The sequence below is a fragment of the Spirosoma validum genome (assembly GCF_014699035.1).
GTDB lineage: Bacteria > Bacteroidota > Bacteroidia > Cytophagales > Spirosomataceae > Spirosoma > Spirosoma validum.
This window is the reverse complement of the sequence record NZ_JACXAA010000025.1, coordinates 1-24,985: the sequence shown is the minus strand read 5'-3', so window position 1 is coordinate 24,985 and position 24,985 is coordinate 1. Positions and strand designations below refer to the sequence as shown.

Below are 24,985 nucleotides of genomic sequence, written 5' to 3'. Positions count from 1 at the left end.
TCGGGAAAGTCCATTTACATTCAGTTGGCTACCTCGGCCAGTACTACGTATGCCTGAATTCGACTACAAAAAAGAGTTGGCCAAAGTCCCTCATGAGCCGGGAGTTTATCGGTATTTCGACCTTTCAGGTGAAGTGATTTACGTTGGTAAAGCGAAAGACCTAAGGAATCGAGTTGGTAGCTACTTCACAAATACCAAGCAGCACGACCGGAAAACGTTACGTCTGGTGAGCCAGATTCGTAAAATTGAATTCACCATTGTTCATACCGAATTTGATGCGTTGCTGCTTGAGAATCAGCTCATCAAACGTTATCAGCCCAAATTCAACATTCTGCTACGTGACGACAAAACCTATCCATTCGTTTGCGTCACGAATGAGCATTTTCCGCGTGTATTAACCACACGACGTATTGACCGCAAGCTAGGTACGTTTTATGGACCATTCGCTAATCTAAAGCCAATGTATACAGTGCTCGATATGTTCAGTCAACTGTTTACAATCCGAACCTGTAATTATAATCTTGCACCAGAAAATATTGAAGCGGGCAAATATAAAGTCTGTCTGGAATACCATATTGGTAACTGCAAAGGTCCATGTGAGGGTAAACAGCCTGAAACCGATTATGACAAGGACATTGAACAGGTTCACCACATTCTTAAAGGGAATCTGAAGCCTGCACAGGAATATTTTAAAGATCGGATGATCGAATCAGCAGGGGAATTGGCCTTCGAGCAAGCCCAGAAGTACAAAGATAAATTAGACGTATTACAACGGTTTCAGAGCAAATCAACAGTTGTCAATCCAAAAATTGCTGATGCCGATGTGTTCTCTATTGCCTCCGACGAGATATCGGCTTATGTTAATTTCATGAAGGTTGTCAATGGCACGATCGTTCAAGCGCACACAGTTGAGATCAAGAAAAAACTTGATGAAGCCGATGCTGACTTGCTGACCATGATGATGATTGAATTTCGGGAGCAGTATGGTAGCCAGGCTAAAGAAATCATCTCGAACATCCCGATCGATGTTGACTTAAAAGTCGAAATAACCGTTCCGCAAATTGGCGACAAAAAGAAGTTGCTGGATATGTCGTTGAAAAACGTACTGTATTTCCGTCGTGAGCGTCAGGAACGTGCCGCTGCTGAAGCCACAGCCAATGCCAGCAAGAAAGATCGTGTGTTAATTCGGTTAAAGCAGGATTTACAACTGAAAACGATCCCGAACCGAATTGAATGTTTTGACAACTCAAATATTCAGGGAACAAATCCTGTTTCGGCAATGGTATGTTTTATTGGTGGCAAACCAGCAAACAAAGAGTATCGGCATTTTTCGATCAAAACTGTCATAGGACCTAATGACTTCGCCAGCATGTATGAAGTTGTCACACGTCGTTACACGCGCGTTCTGACCGAGGGAACAGATATGCCTGATTTAATTGTAATAGATGGCGGTAAGGGACAGCTCAGCGCAGCTTGCGATGCTCTAAAGGCATTAGATCTTTATGGTAAAGTTCCTGTTATTGGCATTGCAAAACGGCTTGAAGAGATTTATTTTCCTGAAGATAATTTACCTTTATACATTGACAAGAAATCAGAATCACTCAAACTTATTCAACGTATTCGTGACGAAGCGCACCGATTTGCCATTACGTATCACCGGGATAAACGTAGTCGAAATAGTCTGATCAGTGAGTTAGAGAATGTAGAAGGTATCGGCAAACGCACGGCAGCTAAACTTTTAAAGCATTTTAAAGGAGTCAAATCTATTCGTGAAGCTCCTTTTGATGAAATAGCTGATGTAGTAGGTAAAGACCGCGCCAATAAATTAAAAGAGTATTTTGAGGCCATTGAGAACGGATAACATGCAGTCAGTAAAATAGAATTATAAAAAAAGCGAGCGTTGATGATTCAACGCTCGCTTTTTTTATAATTCTACCAGGTCAATTAGGCTTATCATCTTAATATTCCCAAAGACCATGTTCAGTTTCCATCAGTTCGTATTCAGTCTGATACGATTTTAGCAAACCTTCACGGTCACCATACATACCAACTAAATCTGTATCACCAGGATTAGCTACTTTCGTAATCCGACCGTAGAATAACCGCAGATCGAACGCATCAGCCAGGTTTTTGTGCTGAGCTTGGTTCTGTGGATTATACCAGATGAATTTCTTTGGGTCACTGCGAAACAGTTTATCTAAGTCTTTGTATTTAAACGTAGCCAAAGGCGTTTCTACACCAGCTGCGTTTTTATCGGAAGGCAGATAAATCGTTACCGTTTGAATATCATAGTACAAACGTGAACGTTTGCGATCAAATATCCAGTCCTCCTTAATTTCCATAACGCTGAATTCCTTAGCAAAATACTCATCTCCCATTGGAACGGCTGCGACTTTAGCAACTGTATCTACCTTTGGCGCTTCGACAACTGGTGCAACGGCCTTACCCTTTTTACCCTTAGTATTTTTAGCTACCGTCTTTTTCTTAACGGGTGCTCCCCAACCATCATCAGCCGGTTTTGCTGCTGCTTTGGGCGCTCCCCAGCCATCATCAGCTGGTTTTGTGGCTGTCTTTGTATCTTTCTTCTTTGTATCTCCCCAGCCGTCACCAGCACCACTGCTAGTAGTTTCATTACCAAAGCCAGCTGCAATTTCTTCAGCTGATAGCTGAGGAGCTGAATTTGGCATGATCATTCGCTTCTGAAATTTATCAGGAGTAAGCTTCGTCGTAACTGAGTCATTTTCGTAAGCATCGATCAGACCCGCTTTCATAGCGTCGATCAGATACTTAGAAATCTCATTATTTTTAGAGAATAACGACTGATTCTGTTTCTCCTTTAGGTCAATCCGACGCCAAAGAGTCTTCTTCATCATTATATCATTCTCATTAATTCCACGAACCGACAGCGAGTTTGTGCTGGGATTCGCTTTCTCCTGTGCCATTGCTCCACCAGCTACCGCTAGCAAAGTAGCGGCTACAGCTATCGTTCTGACTTGTTTCATTGTCAAATGTTGTTTTTGCCTTTCGTTCATTTCCATAACGAAAGATGGCTTTATTTAGTACGATTAATACAGTGGAACGTTTTGCATTGGGTTACCAATGGATACGTCGCTAATATCACCTTTAAAATTACGCCGTTGAACGCCATCAACCGTAATCGATAAGCGATCACCCGGCTGGATATCAGCTGCCATAGAACCTAGTGAGCCACCAGCTGCTCCTAAGTTGACTTGTCCAACCTTACGTGTTCCCCGAGCGAGAATAACTGTCATTCCTGTAACTCGGAAATTGGCATCATCAGGAGAGTAATTTTTAAAGCTCTCATCCGATACAGCCTGTACCCGTACACTACGTGCTTGTCCAACTGGTACGCCACGCGGATCGCCCACTTTTGTGCCACCAACATAGAATTCCAGTGTTGGTTTAGGAACACGATTCACCCGGAAACGTTCAGTACCTAAAACACTTCCGCTGTTGCTAATATTTAAATTAACCTGTGCTGAGCTAGGAACAACAGTGATTTTACCTTTTTCTCCGGACTGAATAACTTGTGCGCCATCTGCTGAAAAGTTAGGATTCCAAAGCGCCCCTAATTGTGGGCTCTGAATGCTTAACTTGTTTGCACAACCTAGATATAAAGGTGGCATTGTTCCTGTTTCAACCTGATAAGAAGGTTTGGCAACAAAATACTCAGCAGATAAAGGAACGGTTTTTAATCCACCCGGAGTTTGGTAAGCAATGGAACCAGTCAATGTTCGCTTAGCCAGTCCATTTTTATCGTACGCACCACCCTGGGCCGTAAATTCAATAATACCCTGGCCGTCCTGCATACGCACTGGCGCTCCATTAAGACTCATTCGTGGCTGAATACCAGAAGAAGAAGCCGCTAGGAACATTTGGCCTTTAAACTTCGTACCAGCAACAACGACTTTTGAGTCCATGCTGAGCATTGCCAGAATTTTGTCAAATTTTACGTCTTGTGCACCGACTTTACTAGCCAATACATCCAGCACTTCACCTTCAATCCGGCGTATGTCGGCTTGTTTCTGGCTTAACACAGCTAAAGCAGCAGGCACAGGCGTTTGGGCAAAGTTGAGTTCCGCGAAATCTTTCCGGCGTTGATCAGGAGAGCGATTGGCAATTGGGTCATCCTTACCATCAAGTGCCATCGGAGCATATTTTGATCCGGAATATTTTGATACGTTCTCTGCGTAGCCGTTCAATTGATCTTTCAATTTGAACGCAACGCCATTACGTCCTGTACCAATCATGAGTTGGGCTACTTTTTCCTCCTCACTTAAGTTTTTAATATTACCGGATTCGTCACGCCCACCACCCGCTTCAATAATCTGCTCTTTCACTTTATCAAGCTCACCAACCATATCGGCGGTCAGTTTTCGTACTTCGTCAGCCTGTTTAACAATAGCCAAGTCCGTTGCTCGGTTGCCCGATTTTTCAACCGTAGCCCGGATGTTGTCAAATGTTGATTGGTTTACTTTGCTGACAGCACCGGTTGACTGCTCTAAACTATTATTGATCAATACAAATTTTTCCAGAATTGCCGAAGTGACTTGTAAAGCCAGCATTGCGGTCAATACCAGATACATCATCCCGATCATTTTCTGACGGGGTGTCTCTTTTGAACCTGCCATGAATTATGGAAGTAATACGATAAGTGAAGTAGTGTATCGTTTGAGATTTACAGATAAATCAGTGTGTGATGCCTATAAATCTCAAACGGTAGCCTTATTAAATGGACTTAATTAATTGCCACGCATGGCTGTTAGCATGCTGCCATACACGCCGTTGAGAGAGGCTAAGTTACCTGTTAGTTTAGCTAATTCGCTCTTGAACTGTTGCGTATCACGACTAGCATCACTCATGTTTTCCATAGCGGCTGTCAGGCTACCATAGAAAGCGTTCATTGCTTTGAGGTGCTTGTTAGTATCCTGCAGTTCTAACTCGTAGACTGCGTTCAAAGCACCCATATTTTTGGTTACTTTCTGAAACTGATCACGATAGTCTTTGGCATCCGTTGTTGCGTCAGCCATCGAATTCATCGCTGTAATAGCTGTCCCATACGATTTGTTCATTTCGCCAATCGAACTTGATGCGGACTTTACATTACGGGCATAATCGTTTGTGGCCACGGTCGCATCAGTAAGATCAGAAAGTTTCGACACCGTATCATTCAGATTTCGGAAACCAGAGCCCAATCGCTCAAACACGTCAGGTGTAACTTTGGCCTGCGCTAACATTTGATCCATATTACCTGTCAGACCGTTTGCCTGTGGAGCAGGTTTGCGAGCTTCTCCCTTAAAATCGTCAGCTAGTTCTGGATATACTTTTTCCCAAGCATAGCCATCACCAGATGCAGTAGGATTAGTAAAGCTTTGCACTGCGTAGAGAGCAAAAATAACGACCTCCGTCAATAAGCCAGCAGTTAGCAGCCAGCCAAACTGTTCATTGTGTGTAATTTTAGCCCAGGCTCCCGCAATAACGACTGCGGCCCCGGCACTATAAATAGTTGGTACTAAACGATCCCAAAAGAAATTTTCTGACTTCGGTGCTGCCATGACAAGCGATTGTTGATTGGAATAGGTAACTGATTTTGTGTGGTAATTTTTGACAATACACTAAATACTGTCTGTAGTTTAACGTTTACAGCCAATGTCTATTGTTAGTTACACTTTCTTAGCTGAAGCCTTTTTGCTGCTCTTTGCTTTGCTACTACGTCCTCCACGAGCTGAAGCAGTACGTCCTTCCAGATTATCCATTACACAGCGGAAACCAATGTAAGAACGCTTCTGATCTTCGTATTCATAATAACGAGTACCCGTTTCGAGATAGTAAGCGATGTCTTTCCAAGAGCCACCCCGGACTACTTTACGTGGCTCGTCGGCATTCTGATTATCGGGGTTCATGTCCCAGACAATCGCATTGGTGTTGTCAGCGTAAGCATCCCGGCACCATTCTGCTACGTTACCAGCCATATTGTATAGACCGTAATCGTTTGGACTATAAGCAGTAGCTGGAGCAGTGTAAGGGTATCCATCCGCGTCAAAATTACCGCGCTGTGGCTTAAAGTTGGCTAGATAGCATCCTTTACCATTGGCTACATAAGGATTACCCCAGGGATATTTAGCACCGTTTTTACCACCACGGGCCGCCCACTCCCACTCTGCCTCGGAAGGTAAACGGAAACCAAATGATTTGTATCCGCCATCTTTTGTCCGGAAATCATCCAGTGTGTTTGTGCGCCATTTGCAGAAGTGTTTTGCCGCAACCCAGCTTACACCTACCACAGGATACGTATCAAATGCAGGGTGGCCATAGTAATGTTCCAGCATCGGGTCTCCGTTGTGATACGTAAAATCGTTTTTCCAAACGGTCGTATCTGGATAAAACTTCGCCATAATCTCTTCTTCACCCAGCGTTGAAACGGAGTCAGCTAAGAGGGCATTAACGTATTGGCGGTATTCGTGATTGGAGATTTCAGCATCATCCATGTAGAATGAACTGATCGTTACCTGCCGGTTCATGTTAATTTGAGTCGCAGCTACGTCTTCGTCAGCCTGACCCATAATGAACGATCCGGAGGGGACCAATACCATACCATAGGGTGTTGGTTGTTTCCAGCCTTTACGTCCGGTGGCAGTAATTTCACCATTCGTAACGCCTACTTCTCCCCCTTTACCACCTTTCCCACCAAACTTAGATTTTACAAATCCGCAACCTTGCATCAGCAGTACGACTGCCGCGACCATCACCACTCGGGTTGCATTGACTGTTAACCAGTTATACTTCATCATTGTAGAACTTTTCTCTTTTCTTCTTGTGCAAGATCAGACTAAAAACGAAAATCTTTTTGGTTATTGTATAGTTACGCTTAGGTTCAGCTTATTTTATATTTTTGTGCTGCACTGCTTCCCAATTTTTCTACTTGGGAGCGTGATTTCCCTTACCGCATAAGCCCGTTTCCCCAAAAATAAGCTTATCTAGTGAAACTCCATAACATGTAGTACACTAAAATGTACACAGCATAACAGCCTTTCGTAGAACTTTACAACTTTCTCTTTTATTAATACCTAAATCTTGGCGTTCTAATAATAGGTTTTTTACGGACATCAGGAATAGGCCATGCATATGCCAGTTGAAGTTCATGGGATGTTGGGCTTTTAGCCTGCAATCCACCTGTTACGATATCCAGAGCATAGCCAATCCGTAGAGCATTATTAGGCAACAAATTAAAGCCAACTGTAGCCATAATAGCATCGTTGAACCGATAACCCAATCCGCCCCAGATCCGGCTATCATACGTAGCCAGAAGATTTACGGCAACCGCCGATCCGGGAAATCCTGAGGTTGTGCTATACTGCACTAATACCGACGGTTGTATGTCTATATTGTAACCAAGACCAAGTCGATAGCCAGCCGTTAAATAAGCCTTGCTGTCTGATGGATCGGTTGAACGGTCGGTTATATAATTATACTTTGCTTTATTCAGATGGGTCATGCTGAAGCCGATCCAATAATCTACGGTGTTGTAATAAACGCCAGCTCCAATGTCAGGCTTGAACTGGTTGATACGTCCAGTTGTCAGCAAAACATCACCGGGATCATTTGGTCGAAACTGATTAAAATCATAGCCCTTATTAAACATTCCTGCCTGTACGCCTAATCCCAGAGTTCCATTCTTTAATGTCATTCGGTAGGCATAGGAAACCTGTACAGCCTGATTGATTGAGGGGCCATACTTGTCATTAAGTGCATAAATCCCGATGCCACTCTTTATTTTAGCTAAAGGCATGTTGAATGACAAAAGTTGAGTACTCTGAGCTGCACTTTCATCACCATTTCCAATCGTCTGATACCCTAAGTACTGTGTTCTGTGGGTTATCTGTACACGCGACACGCCCTCCGACCCAGCTGCGGCTGGATTGTAGTAGAGCGGATTATACATGTATAAACTAAATTGTGGGTCTTGCTGCGCAAAAGCCGACGGGCCAGCGACGAATAGCAGCAATAATGCATAAACGTAGAGTGTGCGAATCATAAACCTGACTGAAATTCGAAACTACCGGCACTTACCAAAAGCAGTGCTTTTGTAAAACTAGTACAGTTTATAAATAAACGCCTGTATAGTCAAATTATTGGCCCTAGTTAAAAGACTAAATGCCGGAATGTAGCGAACAACGCAGTTCCGGCATTTAGTCTCTATATAGCACTCGTCCTTTACGGATTGTTTGTTTTTTTGATATACAGATCCAAAGCGCCTGTCATAGACGGTGCGTTTGGCAAAGGAGCCTGAATATCAAGCGTTAAGCCAGCCTCTGTAATGGCCTTGGCCGTTGTTGGACCGAAAGCAGCTAACCGTATGCCATCCTGATTGAAATCTGGGAAATTGCTAAGCAGCGAACTTACTCCGGAAGGACTAAAGAAGGCGATGATGTCGTAACTGTTAATGTCCAGATCCGATAAATCGGTCGGGACAGTATCATACATTACAGCCTCCGTAAAATGTAAACTACTGGTGTCCATAAACTCAGGAATATCATTACGTCGGATATTCGAGCAGGGAAACAGGAATTTCTCGTTCTTATGCTTTTTAATCAGATCAAATAATTCCGTAGCTGTCTTTGTTCCATTAAAAATTTTACGTTTCCGTATGACGATGTATTTCTGTAAATAATTGGCTGTTTGCTCTGAAATACAGAAGTATTTCATATCGGCCGGTACTTCAATTCGTCCTTCCTGACAAATCCGAAAAAAATGATCAATGGCATTTCGGCTGGTAAAAATGATAGCCGTATGCGCCAGAATATTAATCTTCTGACGTCGAAAATCTTTAAATGACTCACCCTGAATTTCGATAAAGGGCCGAAAGTCGATCTGCAGATTGTACTTACTACCTAAATCAAAGTAAGGAGACTTTTCGTCGGCGGGTCGGGATTGGGTTACTAACAGCCGGTTGACTTTCGTAAGCCGGTCTTCAGTGGGGTGCATGCTGATCTCGTTCATTGAATCTCTACTCGGTACAATAGTCAGTTGGACGTTGGTGGGTCTTATTAAACAATCTATTTTTACTGTCTAGAAGACAAACCAACTAAAACTCACTTATCAAAGCGCAAAACGCAAACCAATGATAAGTGGAATCAATTCAACGATACAAAGGTACGAAAATAAATAAAGATTCTTGATAGGTTCTACACTGCGTATAACGAAGTAAAGCAAAGCTAAGCGAGCTATATAAAACCCCAAAAGTGGTAACAAAATAGCCTTTCCCGACCAGGCCATGGCGGGTGTATTATAAGCAACAACAGCCAGCACCAGTGTTAGAAACGTAAAGAAGAGCAATGAAGACTGGATTAACTTAAAAAAATGGACGTTAATAATATCCTGTAATTTGTATAAGCCGCCAAACACTTCCAGAGCTACGTATTTGCCTAGTAAACTCATAAAGGCGATGCCACTAAGCAACAGGAATTCGCTGGCTACCCAGCCAAAGCGCTGTTCGCTGAGCAGCAGTGTACGTGACGCAAATACCTCAAGATTACGGCTTTGTACAAACACGATCAGATAAGCAATCATGAAACTTAGATTGAGTGTAAAGAGCATGTTGACGCTACTCAGCGGTCGACTGATTAGAAACGATTCTTCCTGGGCTCGTAAAGAGACTAGATCACGTATGCTATAAAATCGCTGAAAAGCTCGACGATAAACCGTGAATAAAAATGCGTGGGTGGCCAGCAAAAATAATAACCCTACCCCCAGAAAGTTATGATAAACGGCTTGTGGCCGAGGTCGTACGCTTAAGTTATCGTCACTTAGAACGACTGGCTTTTGAGTAGCCGATTTAGGATAGCCAATGTATAATTGGTTATTATCAAGCCCCGGAGCACCATAAATGGTCAGGAAAATTTCGGGCTGACGATAAATCCGATACAAACTATCGATGCTTAATACCTGCCACTGATCAGCACGAAGCTTCCGCTTGAGCGCAGCATTGATAAATAAGTATCCATCCTGCCGGGTAGAAATCAATAAACTGTAATGTCGGTTACTTTCAAGATCGACATAAGAACTCAGAGCCGTCTGATCGGCGTGTTGTTCAATAATGTAGGGAATATAGGCTTTGGCACCTTCGTCATATACTTGAAAGTCGTCGCGAAAGTTATGAACCGGATAATAACGATTGTCGGGGCCAATGCCGATAACACGCGATTGAGCAAGCGAGACTGAAGGAAAAAAGAGCGAAACAGTGCCGCAATGGAGGTTGAACGAGAGAAAGAGTGCTACCATACGGATAGCTCCACTCATTGTACGCTTTTTCAACATCCGTTGCGGCACTGTTTCGCTCGTTCGCTCGTTCAACATCCGTTGCGGCAACCTTCTATTTTCCTAATGCTTTCAGCATGGTATCGCCGATGAGCGCTGGTGATTCAACGACATGAATACCGCATTCGCGCATGATTGCCATCTTGGCAGCCGCCGTATCATCAGCTCCGCCGACAATCGCTCCGGCGTGCCCCATCCGACGACCTTTCGGTGCAGTTTGTCCCGCGATGAATCCCACCACTGGCTTACGGTTACCATCTGCTTTAATCCAGTGAGCGGCTTCAGCTTCCATGCCTCCACCAATTTCACCGATCATCACAATAGCTTCGGTGTCAGGATCGTTCATGAGCAGTTCCACAGCTTGTTTCGTCGTTGTACCGATAATTGGATCACCACCGATACCAATGGCTGTCGACTGTCCCAAACCCGCCTTCGTTAGTTGATCAACCGCTTCGTAGGTCAACGTGCCTGACTTAGAAACGATACCAATGGTTCCTTTCTTGAAAATGAAACCAGGCATGATACCAACTTTACATTCTTCAGCCGTCATGACACCAGGACAATTTGGCCCGATCAGTCGTACATCTTTATCAGCTAAATAATTTTTCACCGCAACCATGTCTTCCGTCGGAATCCCTTCGGTGATGCAGATGATAACCTTAATACCGGCTTCAGCAGCTTCCATAATCGCGTCGGCAGCAAACGCTGGCGGTACGAATATGATGGAAACGTTAGCCCCAGCTTCATGAACAGCCTGCTGAACGGTATTAAACACGGGTCGATCGAGATGCGTCTGACCACCCTTGCCAGGCGTTACGCCCCCAACAACGTTGGTGCCGTATTCGATCATCTGCTGAGCATGGAAACTGCCCTCCGAGCCAGTAAAGCCCTGGACGATAACTTTGGAGTCTTTGTTAACTAAAACACTCATGACGGTTTTGGTAATCGTTGGCTATGCGGTTAATCAAATGAAAATGAACAGAGAAAAGAAAAATCCTGCCTCAATCAGTAGTTTTTTGTTCTTTCCTGTCTTCCTCTTCTGTCTAATAAAAAGTTGGGCAAAAGTAGCCGAAACTTCGTAAATTACGTGATGATTTTTTCACACATCCTTTCCGGCTCGATTCTGGTCGGGGCGGGCGTCGGCGTGTTCTGGTATTATTTTGGACGTATTTCCCTCTTTAACCGATTGTTATGGGGGTTCTTTCTTTTAACGACCTCGTTGGCAGCGCTGATTGGTGTTATTCATTTCGCAGGCAATGAATCGCTTCAGCCGTTGCATCGTTCCATGATTATTCTGTCTGATACGTTAGGCGTTGTCTGCGTCGTGACGGCCGTTTATGCGCTATTAAATCAGCGCATACTTTCCCTTACGACGTTCGTAACAACTATTATTTTTGGGCTATTCCTGTTCATTAGTCTACTAATGCCCGATGTGCGTGTTTTTACACCGATTGTTCCCTCTCTGGGTATTCTCGTATTAATGCTACTGGCTGTTTTTTCATTGCTTCAACGTAACAAACGGGGTTTATGGGTCGTGTTGGCGGCCATGATGATGGGCTTGGCAACCAAAGCCGACGCTGTCGATGGATTTATCCACCCAACTGATTTTTATCACTATGCAACAACGCTGGCCCTTTGGTTTTTTGGGAAAGCAGCACAGCCGCGCTCTAACGTTCGATAATTGAGATTAGGACGTAGTGTATAAAATCAGGATCTGCTTTAACCAACTCCTTAGTCAATTCGTTACGCTCTCACGCAGTTTCCAATTACCAGTCCTCAACGTACAATGAATTTATTACAACTGGCTCATGATCCGGTTAAGGCAGCCCGAGCCGCACGACTTGTTTACCTAAACGATACAGCCCCAGGCATCACTCGCCAACGTAACGGCGACCATTTTACGTATTTCGATCAGCGGGGTAATAAACTGAATGATCCCGAAACCCTGGATCGTATCCGCAGCATGACGTTACCTCCTGTCTGGGATAAGGTTTGGATTAGCCCTAAAGCAAACAGTCATTTACAGGCGACGGGCGTTGACACTAAAAACCGAAAACAATACCGCTACCATGCGCAGTGGAACGCCATTCGAAGTGAAACAAAATTTTTTAGAATGGAAGCTTTTGGCCAGGCCCTGCCCCTACTCCGGGCACGTCTGGCTAAAGATCTGAAAAGGCCTGCCCTATCTCAGGAAAAAGTAATTGCTATTGCGCTTAGCGTTATGGAGCAGACGTTAATCCGGGTTGGCAACGCGGCATATGAAAAAGAATATGGCTCCTATGGTTTGACGACGCTCAAAGACCGGCACGTTAAACTGGAAGGCAGAGACATCCGGTTTGCTTTCAAAGGTAAAAAAGGTATCGCCCACGATATTACGCTTCACGACCATCGACTGGCCCGTTTAGTGAAAAATTGCCGTGACATTCCTGGTAAAGAGTTATTTCAATACATCGATCAAAACGGCGACCGTCATCCGATTGATTCGGGCATGGTAAACGATTATCTACACGAAACCATGGGCGAAGACTTTTCAGCGAAGGATTTTCGCACCTGGGCCGGCACAGTCAATGCGCTACGGCTCTTAATAGAACTCGAACCCTGTGATACAGAGAAGGAATTGAAGAAGAACGTTAATACAGTACTGGATGAAGTGTCACATAAATTGGGCAACACACGTACCGTTTGCCGAAAACACTACGTCTATCCGCAGATTCTGGAAGCCTATGAATGTCAGGATTTGAATCCCTATATCAAGCAGAAAAACCTGTTTCGAAAAACTAGTCCAAATGGTCTCGATGGGGTTGAAAAACTTCTGCTGAAGTTTCTAAAGGATCAAGTGAAAAACGGAGTGAAAAAATAAGTTGAAAGGCAACATCAACGTGCAAACATCATACTCTCCACTACGTTAGTCTGATCTACTATTTGACAGCCTTGACCCAGGTGGTTTTGCTACACTTTGGGCAGTTGAATAGCTGAACAGGAGCATTAAATTTATGCACGTTACCACATGTGCAGCAGGCGTAATCACCCGGCTGCTGAATTTGTTCGGTGTGCTTTTTAAGTTCGTTTGGTAGCGTAGTGAGGCCCGGCAGAGCATCGTCAGCGCTGAACTGAAATATGCTCAGTTGGCCGTTTGCCTCCAAAATGGCGGTGCGAACCTGTCCTAGTTGTTCGATACCGCCCATTCGCAGGTCAGAAAACAATTCCTCCTGCCCCAGATCTTCTTCTTTGAAGTTCTGTGTTAGAATACAACCGTTTTCAATAACGTAGACCGGTTCACCTTCAAGAACATGTCGGACAGTTTTGTTTTTATCGCTGATGTACGTAGCTAGTTTATAACAGCTCATCATCACGATAAAAACAACCACTGCCGACAAAAGCGGTACGTCATGATAGAACATGGGGTCGCCAGCAGCCGAGCCAAGGCCAATCAGCAATACCAGTTCGTAAATAGATAGTTGCCGGACCTCACGCTTTCCCGAAACCGTTAAAGCCGTTAACAGAATGATAAACATGAACAGCGTTCGGAACGCTACCTCACCCAGATAAGACCATGGGAAATCGTGAATGAACATACGTTCCCAGTCGAAGGGCTGAACCGGATTTGACATTACGTAGTGACTGCGTAGATTGAAGAGATATCAGGTTATTCCTTCCTGACTTACAGTTTATTTTTTCGTTTCCGGAGCGTTGGCTTTTCGGATTTTCATACCGCGATTCGTTGCCCATTCTTCGGCTTTAGAGGTGGCAATAGCAATGGCGCGTTGCTCATCGGCTCCATCAGCCAGCAAGGCGTTAGCAATCTCAATGGCTTTATTACGTACCGGCGCCATAAAATACTTTAACGAATCAGGATACGTTTCTTTCGTCCAGGGCATAGCAATCGGTCAGTTAATGAGTGTCTGGCTAGTAGCCAAATAACTCATTAACTGACCAACTGTTTATCTGCCTACTCGTGGAGTGTTACATTCTTCGCTTCTGGAAATAAGCGAAATTCCGTCAATCAATTGATAGCCCAGCGCTAGCCTGGTGAAGTATTGCTACGTTCTAATCTAGATTTTCAGGCGCTTTTGCTGGCTTCAAGTGAGTCGAGCCAGCCGGCAAGGAGACCGAGAAACATGAACGTACTAATAACGATCGCAGTCCATTTCAAGACTATATAAAATGGCCATCTGGCTAAAATTGCTAGGGCAACGACTAACGCGATACCGATCAGGATCATCCAGCCTAAGCCACAAAACAGCATGAATGCCGTGCCAATTCCTGCATCTCTGCTATCGTCGTATCGAGCAGCATCACACAAATAACCCACCAAGAGGCCAACACTAAGCAGACTTATAACAATGATTCGAATTAACCACAACCACTGGCTTCCCGGAGCCCACAATAGCGGAACAAAAGCGAGCAATACGCCAATAATGGGCAGGAATCAGCCAAAATTCAGCAGCTTGTCGTGATCGTCGGCAGGGAGCGGCTGGCTAACCATAACAATAAGCCCGGTCAAAACAAACATAAGTAGCCAGGCCAGTTCGGGTCCAAGCAAATAAGCGACTGTACGGTTCATACGATTTGCCCCTACTAAAACGCTTTATAATTTTTCATACTTTCCTGAAGGGAACCCAGTAGATTGTTGAGCTGCCTATCAAGTTCCTGACAGATGCTCGGAAGATTCTTTTCGTTCTTTTGGCATAAGGTTTCGATCGGCGTATAGCGACCATTGCCTTCATCCAGCTCAATTTGCGTAAGCACCGCCCGGTATTTACGGTTAGCACATTCGATTACATAATTATACCGAAACGTATAGATGCCTCCGGCAGCATTTTCTGAACGGGGAATCGTAATGGTCTGACTGAACCGTCCAGCCAGATCACCAGTTTCTTTGTCACTTAACAGGAATGGGGCATCAATCGAATGACCCGATTGAACAACCCAAAGTCTGGCTCGTCTGAACAGGTCCAACTGCGATACGCTTCCGCAATCGACTACGTCGGAGTAGGTTACTTTCTGGTTAATTATGGGCAGAATAGTTTGTAGTCTATCGTCTGTCTCGATCGATGGGTAATTTGCATTAACGGAACCCATAACGAATAGAGCGGATACTAACAGAGTAAGCAACAGAGTAATCATACATTGACGGATTAGATGTGGGTAGAAAAGCGGAAAGTTGATTAGTTACATCGCTGTGAAAGTAGCGCATTCGGCAGGGTGTCATCCAGTCTCAATGAATAACCGGCGGGGTTGGGTAAACAAGCTGCAGAATTTTTCTGGTTCCTGGATTGATAGGCAACTATATATGCATAATGGTCGACTCAGACGATCATTGTTCGCACTTCATCGCGTAGATTCTACGGTTCAGTCAAAACAGCATTTTCCCGATACATTAAGCCGATTAGCTTTGAAGTCAATAACTCAGACTCTTTTAGTCATGAAAGCTTTTTTTGTCGCCATTACGTTGTTAATCAGCCTTATTGGCAAGGCACAGTATCAACCCGTCGGGGCTATTACTATGTGGACTGATGGTTACGTAATAACCCTACAAAACGATACCATTCGGGGACAAGTACGGATCGGGTCGCTCGTGAACGACTCGCCCGCCAGTATCATCGTTCGGGCAGCGGATGACCGTAAAACAAAAATTAAAGGTGAGGATCTCCGGCTTATTGCCCAGCGGTTACCCGACGTTGCCTATTCGACCGGCAGCATTCCGCGAGAGCGCGAGTTTGTTATTTTTGAGCGAGTACCTAATCCGCGCCGAAAAGACAAACCCATGTTGCTGGAGCGACTGACTCGATTTGATGGTGCGATTGCCCTGTATTTTGATCCATCTGGCTGGAAGCAAAAGTCAGAATATACGTTTGGTAATTTTGTATTAGAAATTGATCGGCAGGACCTCAGCTACGTAGCAGTAAAACATGGAGCCGAAGCGTTCATTGCGAAACGCGGTGAGATCGAAACCGTTTACGAGCGGCTCTTCGGCGATTGTCCCCAGTTCATGCGCAACAACCCAACGGCTACCCGTCGTGACTGGCGATTACTTGGCGATATGGTGGCGGACTATAACAAGCTTTGCCAGCATTTATAAACGATACTCCCTACCAATCCGGAATCTCAGTTTTGTGGTATGTATTGACAGCGGTAGCTATAAGTACAGATTTACCCGTACTTAGCCTTCGTTCATTCACGTTACGTCTCAAAATGAGATTTTTATATGCTCCGTTCCCGATTCGTGTGGCAGATTCCAGCCGTGCTGCTTGTTGCCATTACAGTTTTAGTTCTCGGCAATGAATATGCCATTGCCAGCAGCAGTCGGCGCACAAAAAATATACCCTACGTAACGCCTAACGTACCTGACTTTGATGTTGATCGGAACGTACTCGATGTTTACCAGCCCAACCAAAGGCAGGCAATAGGCCGCCCTGTAGTAGTATTTATTCATGGCGGTGCCTGGGATAGTGGCAGCAAAAATCTTTACGCTTTTATTGGTCGGCGGTTGGCGAAACAGGGCGTGGTTGCCGTGCTCATTAATTACCGGCTTGCTCCTTCCGTAACGGTTCCAGACATGGCTGATGATTGCGCCCGTGCCGTGATCTGGACGCAAACTCACATTGCTGAATACGGTGGCGACCCAAGTCGGATTTTTGTGATGGGTCACTCAGCAGGTGGTGGATTAGCCGCGCTGATAGCGACCAACGATCAATTATTTACAAAGCTCGGCGCAATCAGGAACCCGATTAAAGGGGCTATTCTCGACGATCCGGGAGGCTTGGATATGTTTGACTACCTAACAAAAATGGAGTATTCCGGCGACGAGAAATACCTTGTACCATTTGGTAAAAATCCGGCTGTCTGGCGTGATGTTTCTCCGCTGTACTACGTTCGGGCCGACAGTCCGCCTGTATTGATGTATGCGGGAGAACATACGTATCCGGGCATTGCCAGCAGTACGCGAAAATTCAACCAACGGTTACAAGACCTGGGCGTAAAACATGAATTCACCATATTACCGGGCAAAAAACACGTTGGCATGGTCACGCAGTTATTCTGGGAACACAACATCATTTACCGCGACCTATTGAGGTTTGTAGGAGCGTAACAACAGATTATTTTCAGCTTTTCTCAGTTAGTCTATAAAAATATTCCTCAACTAAATTCTTTTAAAAATCTGCGCGGAAAACCACGTATTTTAAGCTGCCTTTTTACCTTTACAGGAACATCAACAGCCAGAATATGAACGACATAGGTTTACTGCAATACGCATTACAGGACTTTGCCGGAATCAACGAGAACGACTTTGCGCTGTCGACACCCTACTGGCAACTAAAGCGTTATCGGAAAGGTGAGTTTTTCAACGAACACAAAAGCGTCTGCAAACATCTCGGATTCATTCTTGATGGAATTTTTAGGGCGTACTACGTCAACGAACTCACTGGTGACGAAAAGAATGTATTTTTCTTTTCGAAACACCAATTAATCGTGTCGTACAAGAGTTTTCTTACGCAGACGCCGTGTAATTATCATACTGAGTCAATGTCGGATTCGACCATTTTATACATCCGAACTGATCAACTGAACCAGCTGTATCAGCAGTCTCATCAATGGGAGCGTTTTGGCAGGCTCGTTGCCGAACGAGCGTTTATGATGGCCATGAGCCGAATGGAAGATTCCCTGTTTCAAACGCCCGAACAGCGGTACCTGGAGCTAATGCAACAGCATCCCGATATTTACAATGCCGTACCGCTTTACCACATCTCTTCTTACCTCGGTATTCAGGGGCCTTCATTGAGTCGTATCCGAAAACGAATGGCCAGTCGGTAGCGATTCGTTACGATTTTAACCTGGGTTAAATTTATTGTCTGTTGGCTTGCTGACTTTTGTACTGTTCAAAGCATCAGGGAACGTATCAAAATACCTCTCTTAATGCCTGGGCTGGTACTAAGTTTCACTAATTCACATACTCTAAACTGTACAATTATGGAAGCCAGTAAAACCAAAAACGTCGTATTTGTTACCGGAGCTTTTGTTGTCAATACAGGCTGGGCCGATTGGCAAGCTTATTTCGAGGGCAAAGGCTATACTACCATTGCTCCACCCTGGCCCTACAAAGATGGCACAGCGGCAGAACTGCGCGCCCGCCAGCCAAACGACACCGATTTAGCCAATTTATCGCTGGATGAACTGGTTGACCATTATGCGAACATTGTCAAGAGCTTCCCTGAAAAACCGATTGTCATTGGTCACTCACTGGGCGGTCTGATCACGCAGATTATCGTTAATCGGGATCTGGCAGCGGCTGGAGTTGCCATTCACTCGGTTCCGCCACAGGGCGTGTTTCCCTACGAGTTTTCGTTCCTGAAAGCGGGCTGGAAAGCACTGGGTTTGTTCACTGATCTTGAGGAAACCTACCTGATGTCGTTTGAAGACTGGCAATACGCATTTGTCAATGAAATGCCGCTGGCAGAGCAGCAAAAAGCCTACGATGAGAACACGATTCCAGAATCGAAAAAAGTAGCTCGTGGTGGCTTAACCAGTGCGGCTCACGTTGATTTTGAGAAACCACACCCTCCGCTTCTGCTTACATCGGGAAGTATCGACAACATCATACCAGCTCACCTCAATAATCGAAATTTCGAGGCTTACAAAAACAGCGGTTCCGTGTTGGATTACAAAGAATTTCCGGGACGTAATCACTTCGTTGTTGGCCAGCCTACCTGGAAAGAAGATGCTGATTATATTCTGGATTGGCTGGCGAAGAATGCATAAATCAAAAAAATCAGAAGTTGAACGTCACTCACTATGTAGTTCGGCTTCTGATTTTTCTACCCAGAACTCCTTATTCTTGTTGATATTACTGCCTTGACTACAATCCGTTTAGTAGAAGAAAACAAATTACATACCCTCACTCTTCCAAACAACGCCTTCTCACAAACGGTTGCTTAACGTAAACGCACTACGTTATGAATCCAATCAATCGCTTCGTTGACCTCCTACTCGACCAACCTTCCGCAACACGCGTATCCCGTCAGGACTTTCTCCAGTTTACTGGTCGGACGCTAGCGGTAGGTGCTATCGGAAGCACGCTTGTTGGCTGTGAAAAAAAGCCAGAAACAACGGCTTCTTCATCTGCCGAAACGATGAATACATCCAACGGTCCAGTACCGAAATTACCCGCTACGTCGCCACCAGCCGAGGTGCCCTCCGATCAGCAGAAGTCGATTGAGCTGGAGCCAATAAAAGCTAAAACGGAACAGCAGGAAGGCGATACGCCTACCCCACTGCCCGAAGACCAGCGGGTTGGCTATGCGCTGGTTGGACTTGGTCACCTCACGCTTAACCAAATTTTGCCCGCTATCGTATCGTGTAAAAAATCGAAAGTAGTGGCCTTGGTGAGCGGCAGCCCCGAAAAGATGAAAAAAGTGGCTGAACAGTATGGCATCAAAAAAGAAAGTTGCTACAGCTATGAAGACTACGATAAGCTAAAGGACAACAAAGAAGTACAGGCTATTTTTATCGTGTTACCCAACGGTATGCACGCTGAATATACCATTCGGGGAGCACAGGCAGGGAAACATATTCTGTGCGAAAAACCAATGGCAAATTCCGTTGCTGAATGCGAAGCCATGATCGACGCCTGCAAAAAAGCCGATCGTAAACTAATGGTTGCCTACCGGATTCAGTATGAACCCCACAACCGTATGGTTCGCGAAATGGTCCAGAAAGAGCAGTTTGGGAAAGTGAAGTCGATTATTGCCAACAACGGTCAGAACTCCGACAATCCGAAACACTGGCGATTTAATAAAGCATTAGCTGGCGGTGGTTCACTACCCGATGTGGGGTTATATTGTCTGAACACAATTCGGTACGTTCTGGGTGAAGAACCAACAGAAGTGGTGGGTTACGTTCATAGTACCCCCAATGACCCTCGTTTCAAAGAAGTCGAAGAACAGGTAAACTGGCTCATGAAATTTCCGAGTGGCGTGCAGGCGAGTTGCGCAACCAGCTACGGGCATCACGACGACAAAAGTTACCGAGTTCTGGCCGACACGGGCTGGATCAAGATGGACCCTGCTTTTCCCTATACAGGATTGAAACTGGAAACGAGTCAGGCGCAGGGAAAAGACAATCAGATTATTCAGCATAACATTGCTGACAAAGACCATTTTGCTACCGAAATGGACCATTTCTCTGAATGTATTCTGGAAAATAAGGTGCCTTTTACCCCAGGTGAAGAAGGTCTTCAGGATCAGAAAATAATGGAAGCCATCTATCAGTCGGCCAGAGAAGGCAAACCCGTGAAGCTGACAACTATCGACAAAAAAGATGCATTCCGGGGACCAGAACCGAAAGAAAGCTAATATAATTAACGCAAAAGTAGCTGATAATGAAGCGCTTCATGTGCAATTTATAGCAGTTCAGACGCGTACATAAGCGGTTCGTGAACAGTTGAATAGTGACGTAGAACGACATACAGCATCTTTGTATCGTCAATTAAAAACAACACTATACTAATGAGAACGAATCTATTAAAAATAAACCGTCCTCCCCGCCCCCGCATTATCGAAGTGGGTGGCCCGGTGATTGGTCAGGTAAGCCGCAGCACGTATCGTCTGCGCGTACGCTAATTAAGTCAATTCAATCATAAAAAGCCCTCTATCGTTCGCGATGAGGGCTTTTTATGATTGAATTGACGTGTGTTTAATAGCGGATTGGTGTATCGCGCGAGTCGGCGTAGGCTTTGTTGAAGTCGATTTTTTTTACCTGACTCGCTACGTAGCGGATTCCCTGGAAAATGTGTCTGATAAACGTAGTATCCTCCACGTAATCCGTTTTGGCATGGCCCAGGGTTGTACACCAGGTGTAGCCTCCATCAAAATTGTAGTACCATGCCGATGGATACAGATCGACAAAAGGAGCGCCGAACATTTTTATTTTTTCCGGTTCGTCCTGCTTAAGTGTTGTCAGATCGTTCGCCATGATGACAGTTGGCCCTGGCGACATATTTTTCGTGAAATAAAACTCATCTTCTTTTTCCCAAACCTTCGGTAAGCCCTGCATGGATGGGTTTTTCGAGTCCAGTACCTCCACATTGAATTTTTGGAACTTGGGGTGCCAGGCAAACGTACCGCCCAGCATACGCTTGAACCAGGTCCAGTTGCGCTCGGTGCCCATAACGGAATGAATACCCACGAACCCCCCACCTGCTTCCATGTATCGCCGGAAACTCAATCGCTGCTGATCTGTATCAAAAACGTCGTTGTTGGTGCTGGTAAAAACGAGCAGGGTATACTGCCGGAGATTAGCCTCGGTAAAAACGGCTGGCTGATCCGATACGTCGACGGCAAAGCCGTTTTGTGTACCCAATTTCTGAATACACAGAACCGCATTCGGAATATTATCGTGGACATAGCCCTTCCCATTTTTTGTATACACCAGCACTTTTACCTTTTTCCAGTTCACCTCCTGACTCCAACTGGCGCTAGCCGTAAGCAGGCAAAAAATTAGGGCAGATAGTAATAATGTAGTGAATCGATTCATCTTTTGGGTTTAGTTGATGACTCTATAAGCCCGAATCGCGCATTATCTCATGCTTTTTGATCGACGGGTAGCCGAAAAAAAAAGGCAGCGCCATCAGTAATCTGCGGATCTAAGCCAATCTGGCCATCCATGCTCTGGATAAATTCACTGGAGATAGCCAGGCCAAGTCCCGTACTGCCTGATGATGATTCCGATAGTTTTCCCGTTAGCGAAGAGGCTTTAAAATAGCGATCAAAGACCCGGCTTTGGTGTTCAGGTTGAATACCCGGCCCATGGTCGCGCACCCGAAACTCGACGAAGTTGTTAATCAGATTGGCCGATACGTCGATTGAGCTATCGTCGGGACTGTGGCGAATGGCGTTATTCAGAAAGTTGACCAATACCCACGATGCCTTATCCGGGTCAGCTGAAACAGGTGGCAACTTTTCAGGAGCCGTTATGGAAAGCGTAATCCGTTTGTTTTCAGCCTGTACCCGGAGCGCATTTATCGCATAATTGACAATGTTGACCGGCGCTACTGATTGTATGTTGAGTTGAATTTGTCCTGATTCCACCTGAGCCATGTTCAGCAGTTCGCCCGTCAGATTCAGGAGTCGGTTAATATCGGCGGAAAGGTTACTGACGAGTTGCTTCTGCTCGTCATTCAGCTGACCGACCCGTGAATCTTCCAGCAGTTTAAGGCTCATTTTACTGCTCGACAACGGTGTTTTTAACTCATGTGAGATCGTTGCAATGAAATTGGTTTTCGCCAGGTCAAGCTCTTTGTAGGACGTAATGTTTTCAAGCACCATAACGTAACCCGCTAACTGAGAGTGCTCTTCGCCCGTCCGGGTCACTTCCACAGTATGGGTTCGACGTTTGAAATAGCTTTCCTTTCCGCTTCCATTCCGGGCCGTTTCATTCAAACCAGGTCCATCCAGACCAGGATCATAGATTTTCAGAAAGCCATTCGATTCGGTTCCGGGTACTTGTTCGGCCATAATATCCTGAATCAATGTCCGCATGAGATCATTTGATGCTGCTACGTCGGGCGCGTACTGACCAATTAGTTGAGTCTCATCAAGGCCCAGTAACCGACAAGCCACCGGATTGGCGAACAGGATACGTTTATTCTCATCCATCCCAACAATGCCTTCATTCATGATCCGAATGAGAGTGTCAATACGTCGTTTTTCGAACAGTACCCGCGCCAGATTCGAGTGCTCATACTCATCCAGTTTTTCTGTCATGGAATTAAACGTCCGGGCCAGTTCGCCAAACTCGTCGTTAGAGCTGATATGCAGTCGCTCTTCAAAGTTGCGTTTGGTTACCTGCCGAAGGCCCCGTGTCAACTCGCGCAGAGGATTGGCGACGTAGCCCGGAAAATTGAGGACGAACGAAAACAGAATCATGATGCAAATTGCCCCAACTACTGACAACCACAGCAGCGCGTTTTTGGCGGTTTGTTTAGCGGTCTCATTCTTACGGATAATTGCCTGACGGTTAATATCGTCCAGCGCAAAGAGGTATTGCCGAAGTCGTGCCATCGTGACAGAATCCATAGCGCCCGCCCGGAGTCGATTAAACTCTCGCCGTAAGCCGCTGGTCGCATTCTCCTCGCCAGCTTCTGTTACGTTCGCTTCCTGCTTTTTCAGGTTTCGATCAAAATCGGCCAGGGCGTCTGGGTCAGACTTAGCCGATTCGGTGAGCATCGCCAATGCTTTCTGCATGTTACTGGTGAACTCAAGCGAGATGTAGTTATCCTTCAAAATCGCCTGTGAATCGTTCGATAGCTCGTTGAGATAATACATGCTCAACCCACCAATGGCCAGGATGATAGCGAACATAAATGCCAACGCGGCTGCTATTTTGCTTTTGATGGACATGTTTAGGAGAGTATGATCAAGTCGGTATCTGATCCCGACAGTTTGTTAAGCAATTGATTAAAAGCATTGGTTCGTAAAATAATCTGCACTAGCGTAAAATGAGGCTTACCAATGCAAACCGTCGTTACGTTCCGTTTCTCTACCTCAGCCATAATGCTGTTGACAATGTGGCGGCTCTTTACCTGAATCACCTCGGCGCCCAGCTCGGTCGCTAATTTTAGATTATTAATCAGATGCCGTTGTTTATCCAGCCTAATCCGGTCGGGTGCTTCGTCGGGCGTCTGGACATACAGAACGTACCAGCGTGAATTGTAATAAGCAGCCAGCCGGGCTGTTTTGCGAATAACGCGCCGGGCAATTTCCGGATTTGAACTGATACTGGCCAGAAACCGCTCCGGCTTCACCTGTACGTTTGAAGGAACAGTTGTCTCGATCTTACGTTCAACGGCAGTGGCTACTTCACGTAACGCGAGTTCGCGCAGTTGCAGAATTTTTTCGGGCTGAAAGAAATTAGCCAGCGCCGTTTGCACTTTCGCTTTGTCGTAGATTTTACCCTCTTTAAGCCGATTAATCAACTCATCGGCCGTCAAATCAATGTTCACAACCTCATCCGCTACGTGCAATACACGGTCGGGTACGCGCTCCGTTACGTCGACGCCCGTGATTTCGTGAACCTCATCGTATAAGCTTTCAATATGCTGAATATTTACGGCGCTGATCACATTAATTCCCGCGTCCAGAATCTCCAGTACGTCCTGCCAGCGTTTTTCGTTTTTTGAGCCAGGAATGTTGGAGTGCGCCAGTTCATCGACAATAACTAATTCCGGGTGAAGATTTAGAATGGCCTGTACGTCCATTTCTTCCAGCTCACGACCTTTGTAGAATAGCTTACGGCGAGGAATAACGGGTAGTCCCTCGATGAGCGCCTGGGTTTCAGCTCGATTATGTGTTTCGATAAACCCAATCGTTACGTTGATGCCGTTACGTAGCAGCGAATGAGCTTCCTGCAACATCCGGTACGATTTACCCACGCCCGCACTCATCCCGATATAAATCTTAAACTTCCCCCGCCGGGACTCCTGAATGAGTCTCAGAAACTGTTCGGCGGATTGGTCGCGGTCGGTTATGACAGGGTCATTCATTGCCATTAAGTAGTCATAAATAGCGTTACCAAAAATGGTAGGGAGTCAATGGTATCCACGGGCCGGGCCGCGTTCGGCTTCAGCCCGTGAATCAGGCTACGTCAAACA

Annotated in this window: 23 protein-coding genes; 8 read left to right on the top strand and 15 right to left on the bottom strand. The window is 45.4% G+C overall.

All coding sequences use genetic code 11. The features are described from left to right. The first annotated feature begins 49 nt into the window (after window positions 1-49). On the top strand, window positions 50-1,861 hold the full coding sequence (gene uvrC / locus IC230_RS32205) for an excinuclease ABC subunit UvrC (protein WP_191043200.1): 1,812 nt from the start codon (window positions 50-52) through the stop codon (window positions 1,859-1,861). A gap of 97 nt (window positions 1,862-1,958) precedes the next feature. Here the strand turns inward: uvrC and porN are convergent, their stop codons facing one another. The 8 genes from porN to sucD form a co-directional block, all read right to left on the bottom strand. Next, window positions 1,959-3,002: a type IX secretion system ring subunit PorN/GldN gene (porN, locus tag IC230_RS32200; protein ID WP_191043199.1), complete on the bottom strand. Its 1,044-nt coding sequence runs from the start codon at window positions 3,000-3,002 to the stop codon at window positions 1,959-1,961. 63 nt (window positions 3,003-3,065) lie between these two features. Then, entirely contained in the window at window positions 3,066-4,652 is a 1,587-nt protein-coding gene (gene porM, locus IC230_RS32195) for a type IX secretion system motor protein PorM/GldM (protein WP_191043198.1), read from the bottom strand. Window positions 4,653-4,763: 111 nt separating this feature from the next. Next, window positions 4,764-5,576 (bottom strand): type IX secretion system motor protein PorL/GldL, encoded by an 813-nt coding sequence (porL, locus tag IC230_RS32190; protein WP_191043197.1) that lies wholly within the window; start codon window positions 5,574-5,576, stop codon window positions 4,764-4,766. A 108-nt stretch (window positions 5,577-5,684) separates the two neighbouring features. Continuing rightward, the gene (gene porK, locus IC230_RS32185; RefSeq protein ID WP_191043196.1) at window positions 5,685-6,812 is read right to left on the bottom strand and encodes a T9SS ring complex lipoprotein PorK/GldK; all 1,128 of its coding nucleotides are present in this window, start codon (window positions 6,810-6,812) and stop codon (window positions 5,685-5,687) included. 269 nt (window positions 6,813-7,081) lie between these two features. Beyond that, a complete protein-coding gene (locus IC230_RS32180; RefSeq protein ID WP_191043195.1) occupies window positions 7,082-8,056 on the bottom strand; it encodes a PorP/SprF family type IX secretion system membrane protein in 975 nt (324 codons plus the stop codon). 179 nt (window positions 8,057-8,235) lie between these two features. Next, on the bottom strand, window positions 8,236-9,021 hold the full coding sequence (locus tag IC230_RS32175; protein ID WP_191043194.1) for a uroporphyrinogen-III synthase: 786 nt from the start codon (window positions 9,019-9,021) through the stop codon (window positions 8,236-8,238). Between the two features lie 99 nt (window positions 9,022-9,120). Then, complete coding sequence (locus tag IC230_RS32170; RefSeq protein WP_223861001.1) at window positions 9,121-10,377, bottom strand: DUF4271 domain-containing protein; 1,257 nt, start codon at window positions 10,375-10,377, stop codon at window positions 9,121-9,123. A gap of 16 nt (window positions 10,378-10,393) precedes the next feature. Then, on the bottom strand, window positions 10,394-11,269 hold the full coding sequence (sucD, locus tag IC230_RS32165) for a succinate--CoA ligase subunit alpha (protein ID WP_191043193.1): 876 nt from the start codon (window positions 11,267-11,269) through the stop codon (window positions 10,394-10,396). 159 nt (window positions 11,270-11,428) lie between these two features. Between sucD and IC230_RS32160 the strand changes: the two genes are divergently transcribed. Next, on the top strand, window positions 11,429-12,019 hold the full coding sequence (locus tag IC230_RS32160; protein WP_191043192.1) for a DUF6962 family protein: 591 nt from the start codon (window positions 11,429-11,431) through the stop codon (window positions 12,017-12,019). A 105-nt stretch (window positions 12,020-12,124) separates the two neighbouring features. Further along, window positions 12,125-13,198 (top strand): DNA topoisomerase IB, encoded by a 1,074-nt coding sequence (locus tag IC230_RS32155; protein ID WP_191043191.1) that lies wholly within the window; start codon window positions 12,125-12,127, stop codon window positions 13,196-13,198. A 58-nt stretch (window positions 13,199-13,256) separates the two neighbouring features. Here IC230_RS32155 and IC230_RS32150 read toward each other — a convergent pair whose 3' ends face one another. The 4 genes from IC230_RS32150 to IC230_RS32140 all read right to left on the bottom strand — a co-directional run bounded on the left by IC230_RS32150 (window position 13,257) and on the right by IC230_RS32140 (window position 15,465). Continuing rightward, entirely contained in the window at window positions 13,257-13,949 is a 693-nt protein-coding gene (locus IC230_RS32150) for a DUF421 domain-containing protein (RefSeq protein WP_191043190.1), read from the bottom strand. A gap of 57 nt (window positions 13,950-14,006) precedes the next feature. Further along, window positions 14,007-14,216: a DUF2188 domain-containing protein gene (locus IC230_RS32145; protein ID WP_191043189.1), complete on the bottom strand. Its 210-nt coding sequence runs from the start codon at window positions 14,214-14,216 to the stop codon at window positions 14,007-14,009. A gap of 551 nt (window positions 14,217-14,767) precedes the next feature. Next, entirely contained in the window at window positions 14,768-14,902 is a 135-nt protein-coding gene (locus tag IC230_RS34545; RefSeq protein ID WP_262893204.1) for a hypothetical protein, read from the bottom strand. 14 nt (window positions 14,903-14,916) lie between these two features. Continuing rightward, on the bottom strand, window positions 14,917-15,465 hold the full coding sequence (locus tag IC230_RS32140) for a DUF4468 domain-containing protein (protein ID WP_223861000.1): 549 nt from the start codon (window positions 15,463-15,465) through the stop codon (window positions 14,917-14,919). 298 nt (window positions 15,466-15,763) lie between these two features. Between IC230_RS32140 and IC230_RS32135 the strand changes: the two genes are divergently transcribed. The 5 genes from IC230_RS32135 (at window position 15,764) to IC230_RS32115 (ending at window position 20,690) form a co-directional block, all read left to right on the top strand. Beyond that, window positions 15,764-16,420: a hypothetical protein gene (locus IC230_RS32135; RefSeq protein ID WP_191043188.1), complete on the top strand. Its 657-nt coding sequence runs from the start codon at window positions 15,764-15,766 to the stop codon at window positions 16,418-16,420. 126 nt (window positions 16,421-16,546) lie between these two features. Further along, complete coding sequence (locus tag IC230_RS32130) at window positions 16,547-17,431, top strand: alpha/beta hydrolase (protein WP_191043187.1); 885 nt, start codon at window positions 16,547-16,549, stop codon at window positions 17,429-17,431. A gap of 134 nt (window positions 17,432-17,565) precedes the next feature. Further along, window positions 17,566-18,153 carry a Crp/Fnr family transcriptional regulator gene (locus tag IC230_RS32125; protein WP_191043186.1) on the top strand — a complete coding sequence of 196 codons (588 nt, stop codon included), beginning with the start codon at window positions 17,566-17,568 and terminating at the stop codon, window positions 18,151-18,153. Window positions 18,154-18,309: 156 nt separating this feature from the next. Then, entirely contained in the window at window positions 18,310-19,098 is a 789-nt protein-coding gene (locus IC230_RS32120; protein WP_191043185.1) for an alpha/beta hydrolase, read from the top strand. A 194-nt stretch (window positions 19,099-19,292) separates the two neighbouring features. Continuing rightward, window positions 19,293-20,690, top strand: coding sequence for a Gfo/Idh/MocA family protein (locus tag IC230_RS32115; protein ID WP_191043184.1), 1,398 nt, complete (start codon window positions 19,293-19,295; stop codon window positions 20,688-20,690). Window positions 20,691-21,030: 340 nt separating this feature from the next. On the opposite strand, the gene IC230_RS32110 is transcribed toward IC230_RS32115, so the two are convergent. The 3 genes from IC230_RS32110 to IC230_RS32100 are packed head-to-tail and all read right to left on the bottom strand — an operon-like array spanning window position 21,031 to window position 24,883. Beyond that, entirely contained in the window at window positions 21,031-21,870 is an 840-nt protein-coding gene (locus IC230_RS32110) for a ThuA domain-containing protein (protein ID WP_191043183.1), read from the bottom strand. Between the two features lie 47 nt (window positions 21,871-21,917). After that, window positions 21,918-23,735, bottom strand: a complete 1,818-nt coding sequence (locus tag IC230_RS32105; RefSeq protein WP_191043182.1) for an ATP-binding protein — start codon at window positions 23,733-23,735, stop codon at window positions 21,918-21,920. A gap of 2 nt (window positions 23,736-23,737) precedes the next feature. Further along, window positions 23,738-24,883 (bottom strand): sensor protein KdpD, encoded by a 1,146-nt coding sequence (locus tag IC230_RS32100; RefSeq protein ID WP_191043181.1) that lies wholly within the window; start codon window positions 24,881-24,883, stop codon window positions 23,738-23,740. Between the last annotated feature and the right edge of the window lie 102 nt (window positions 24,884-24,985).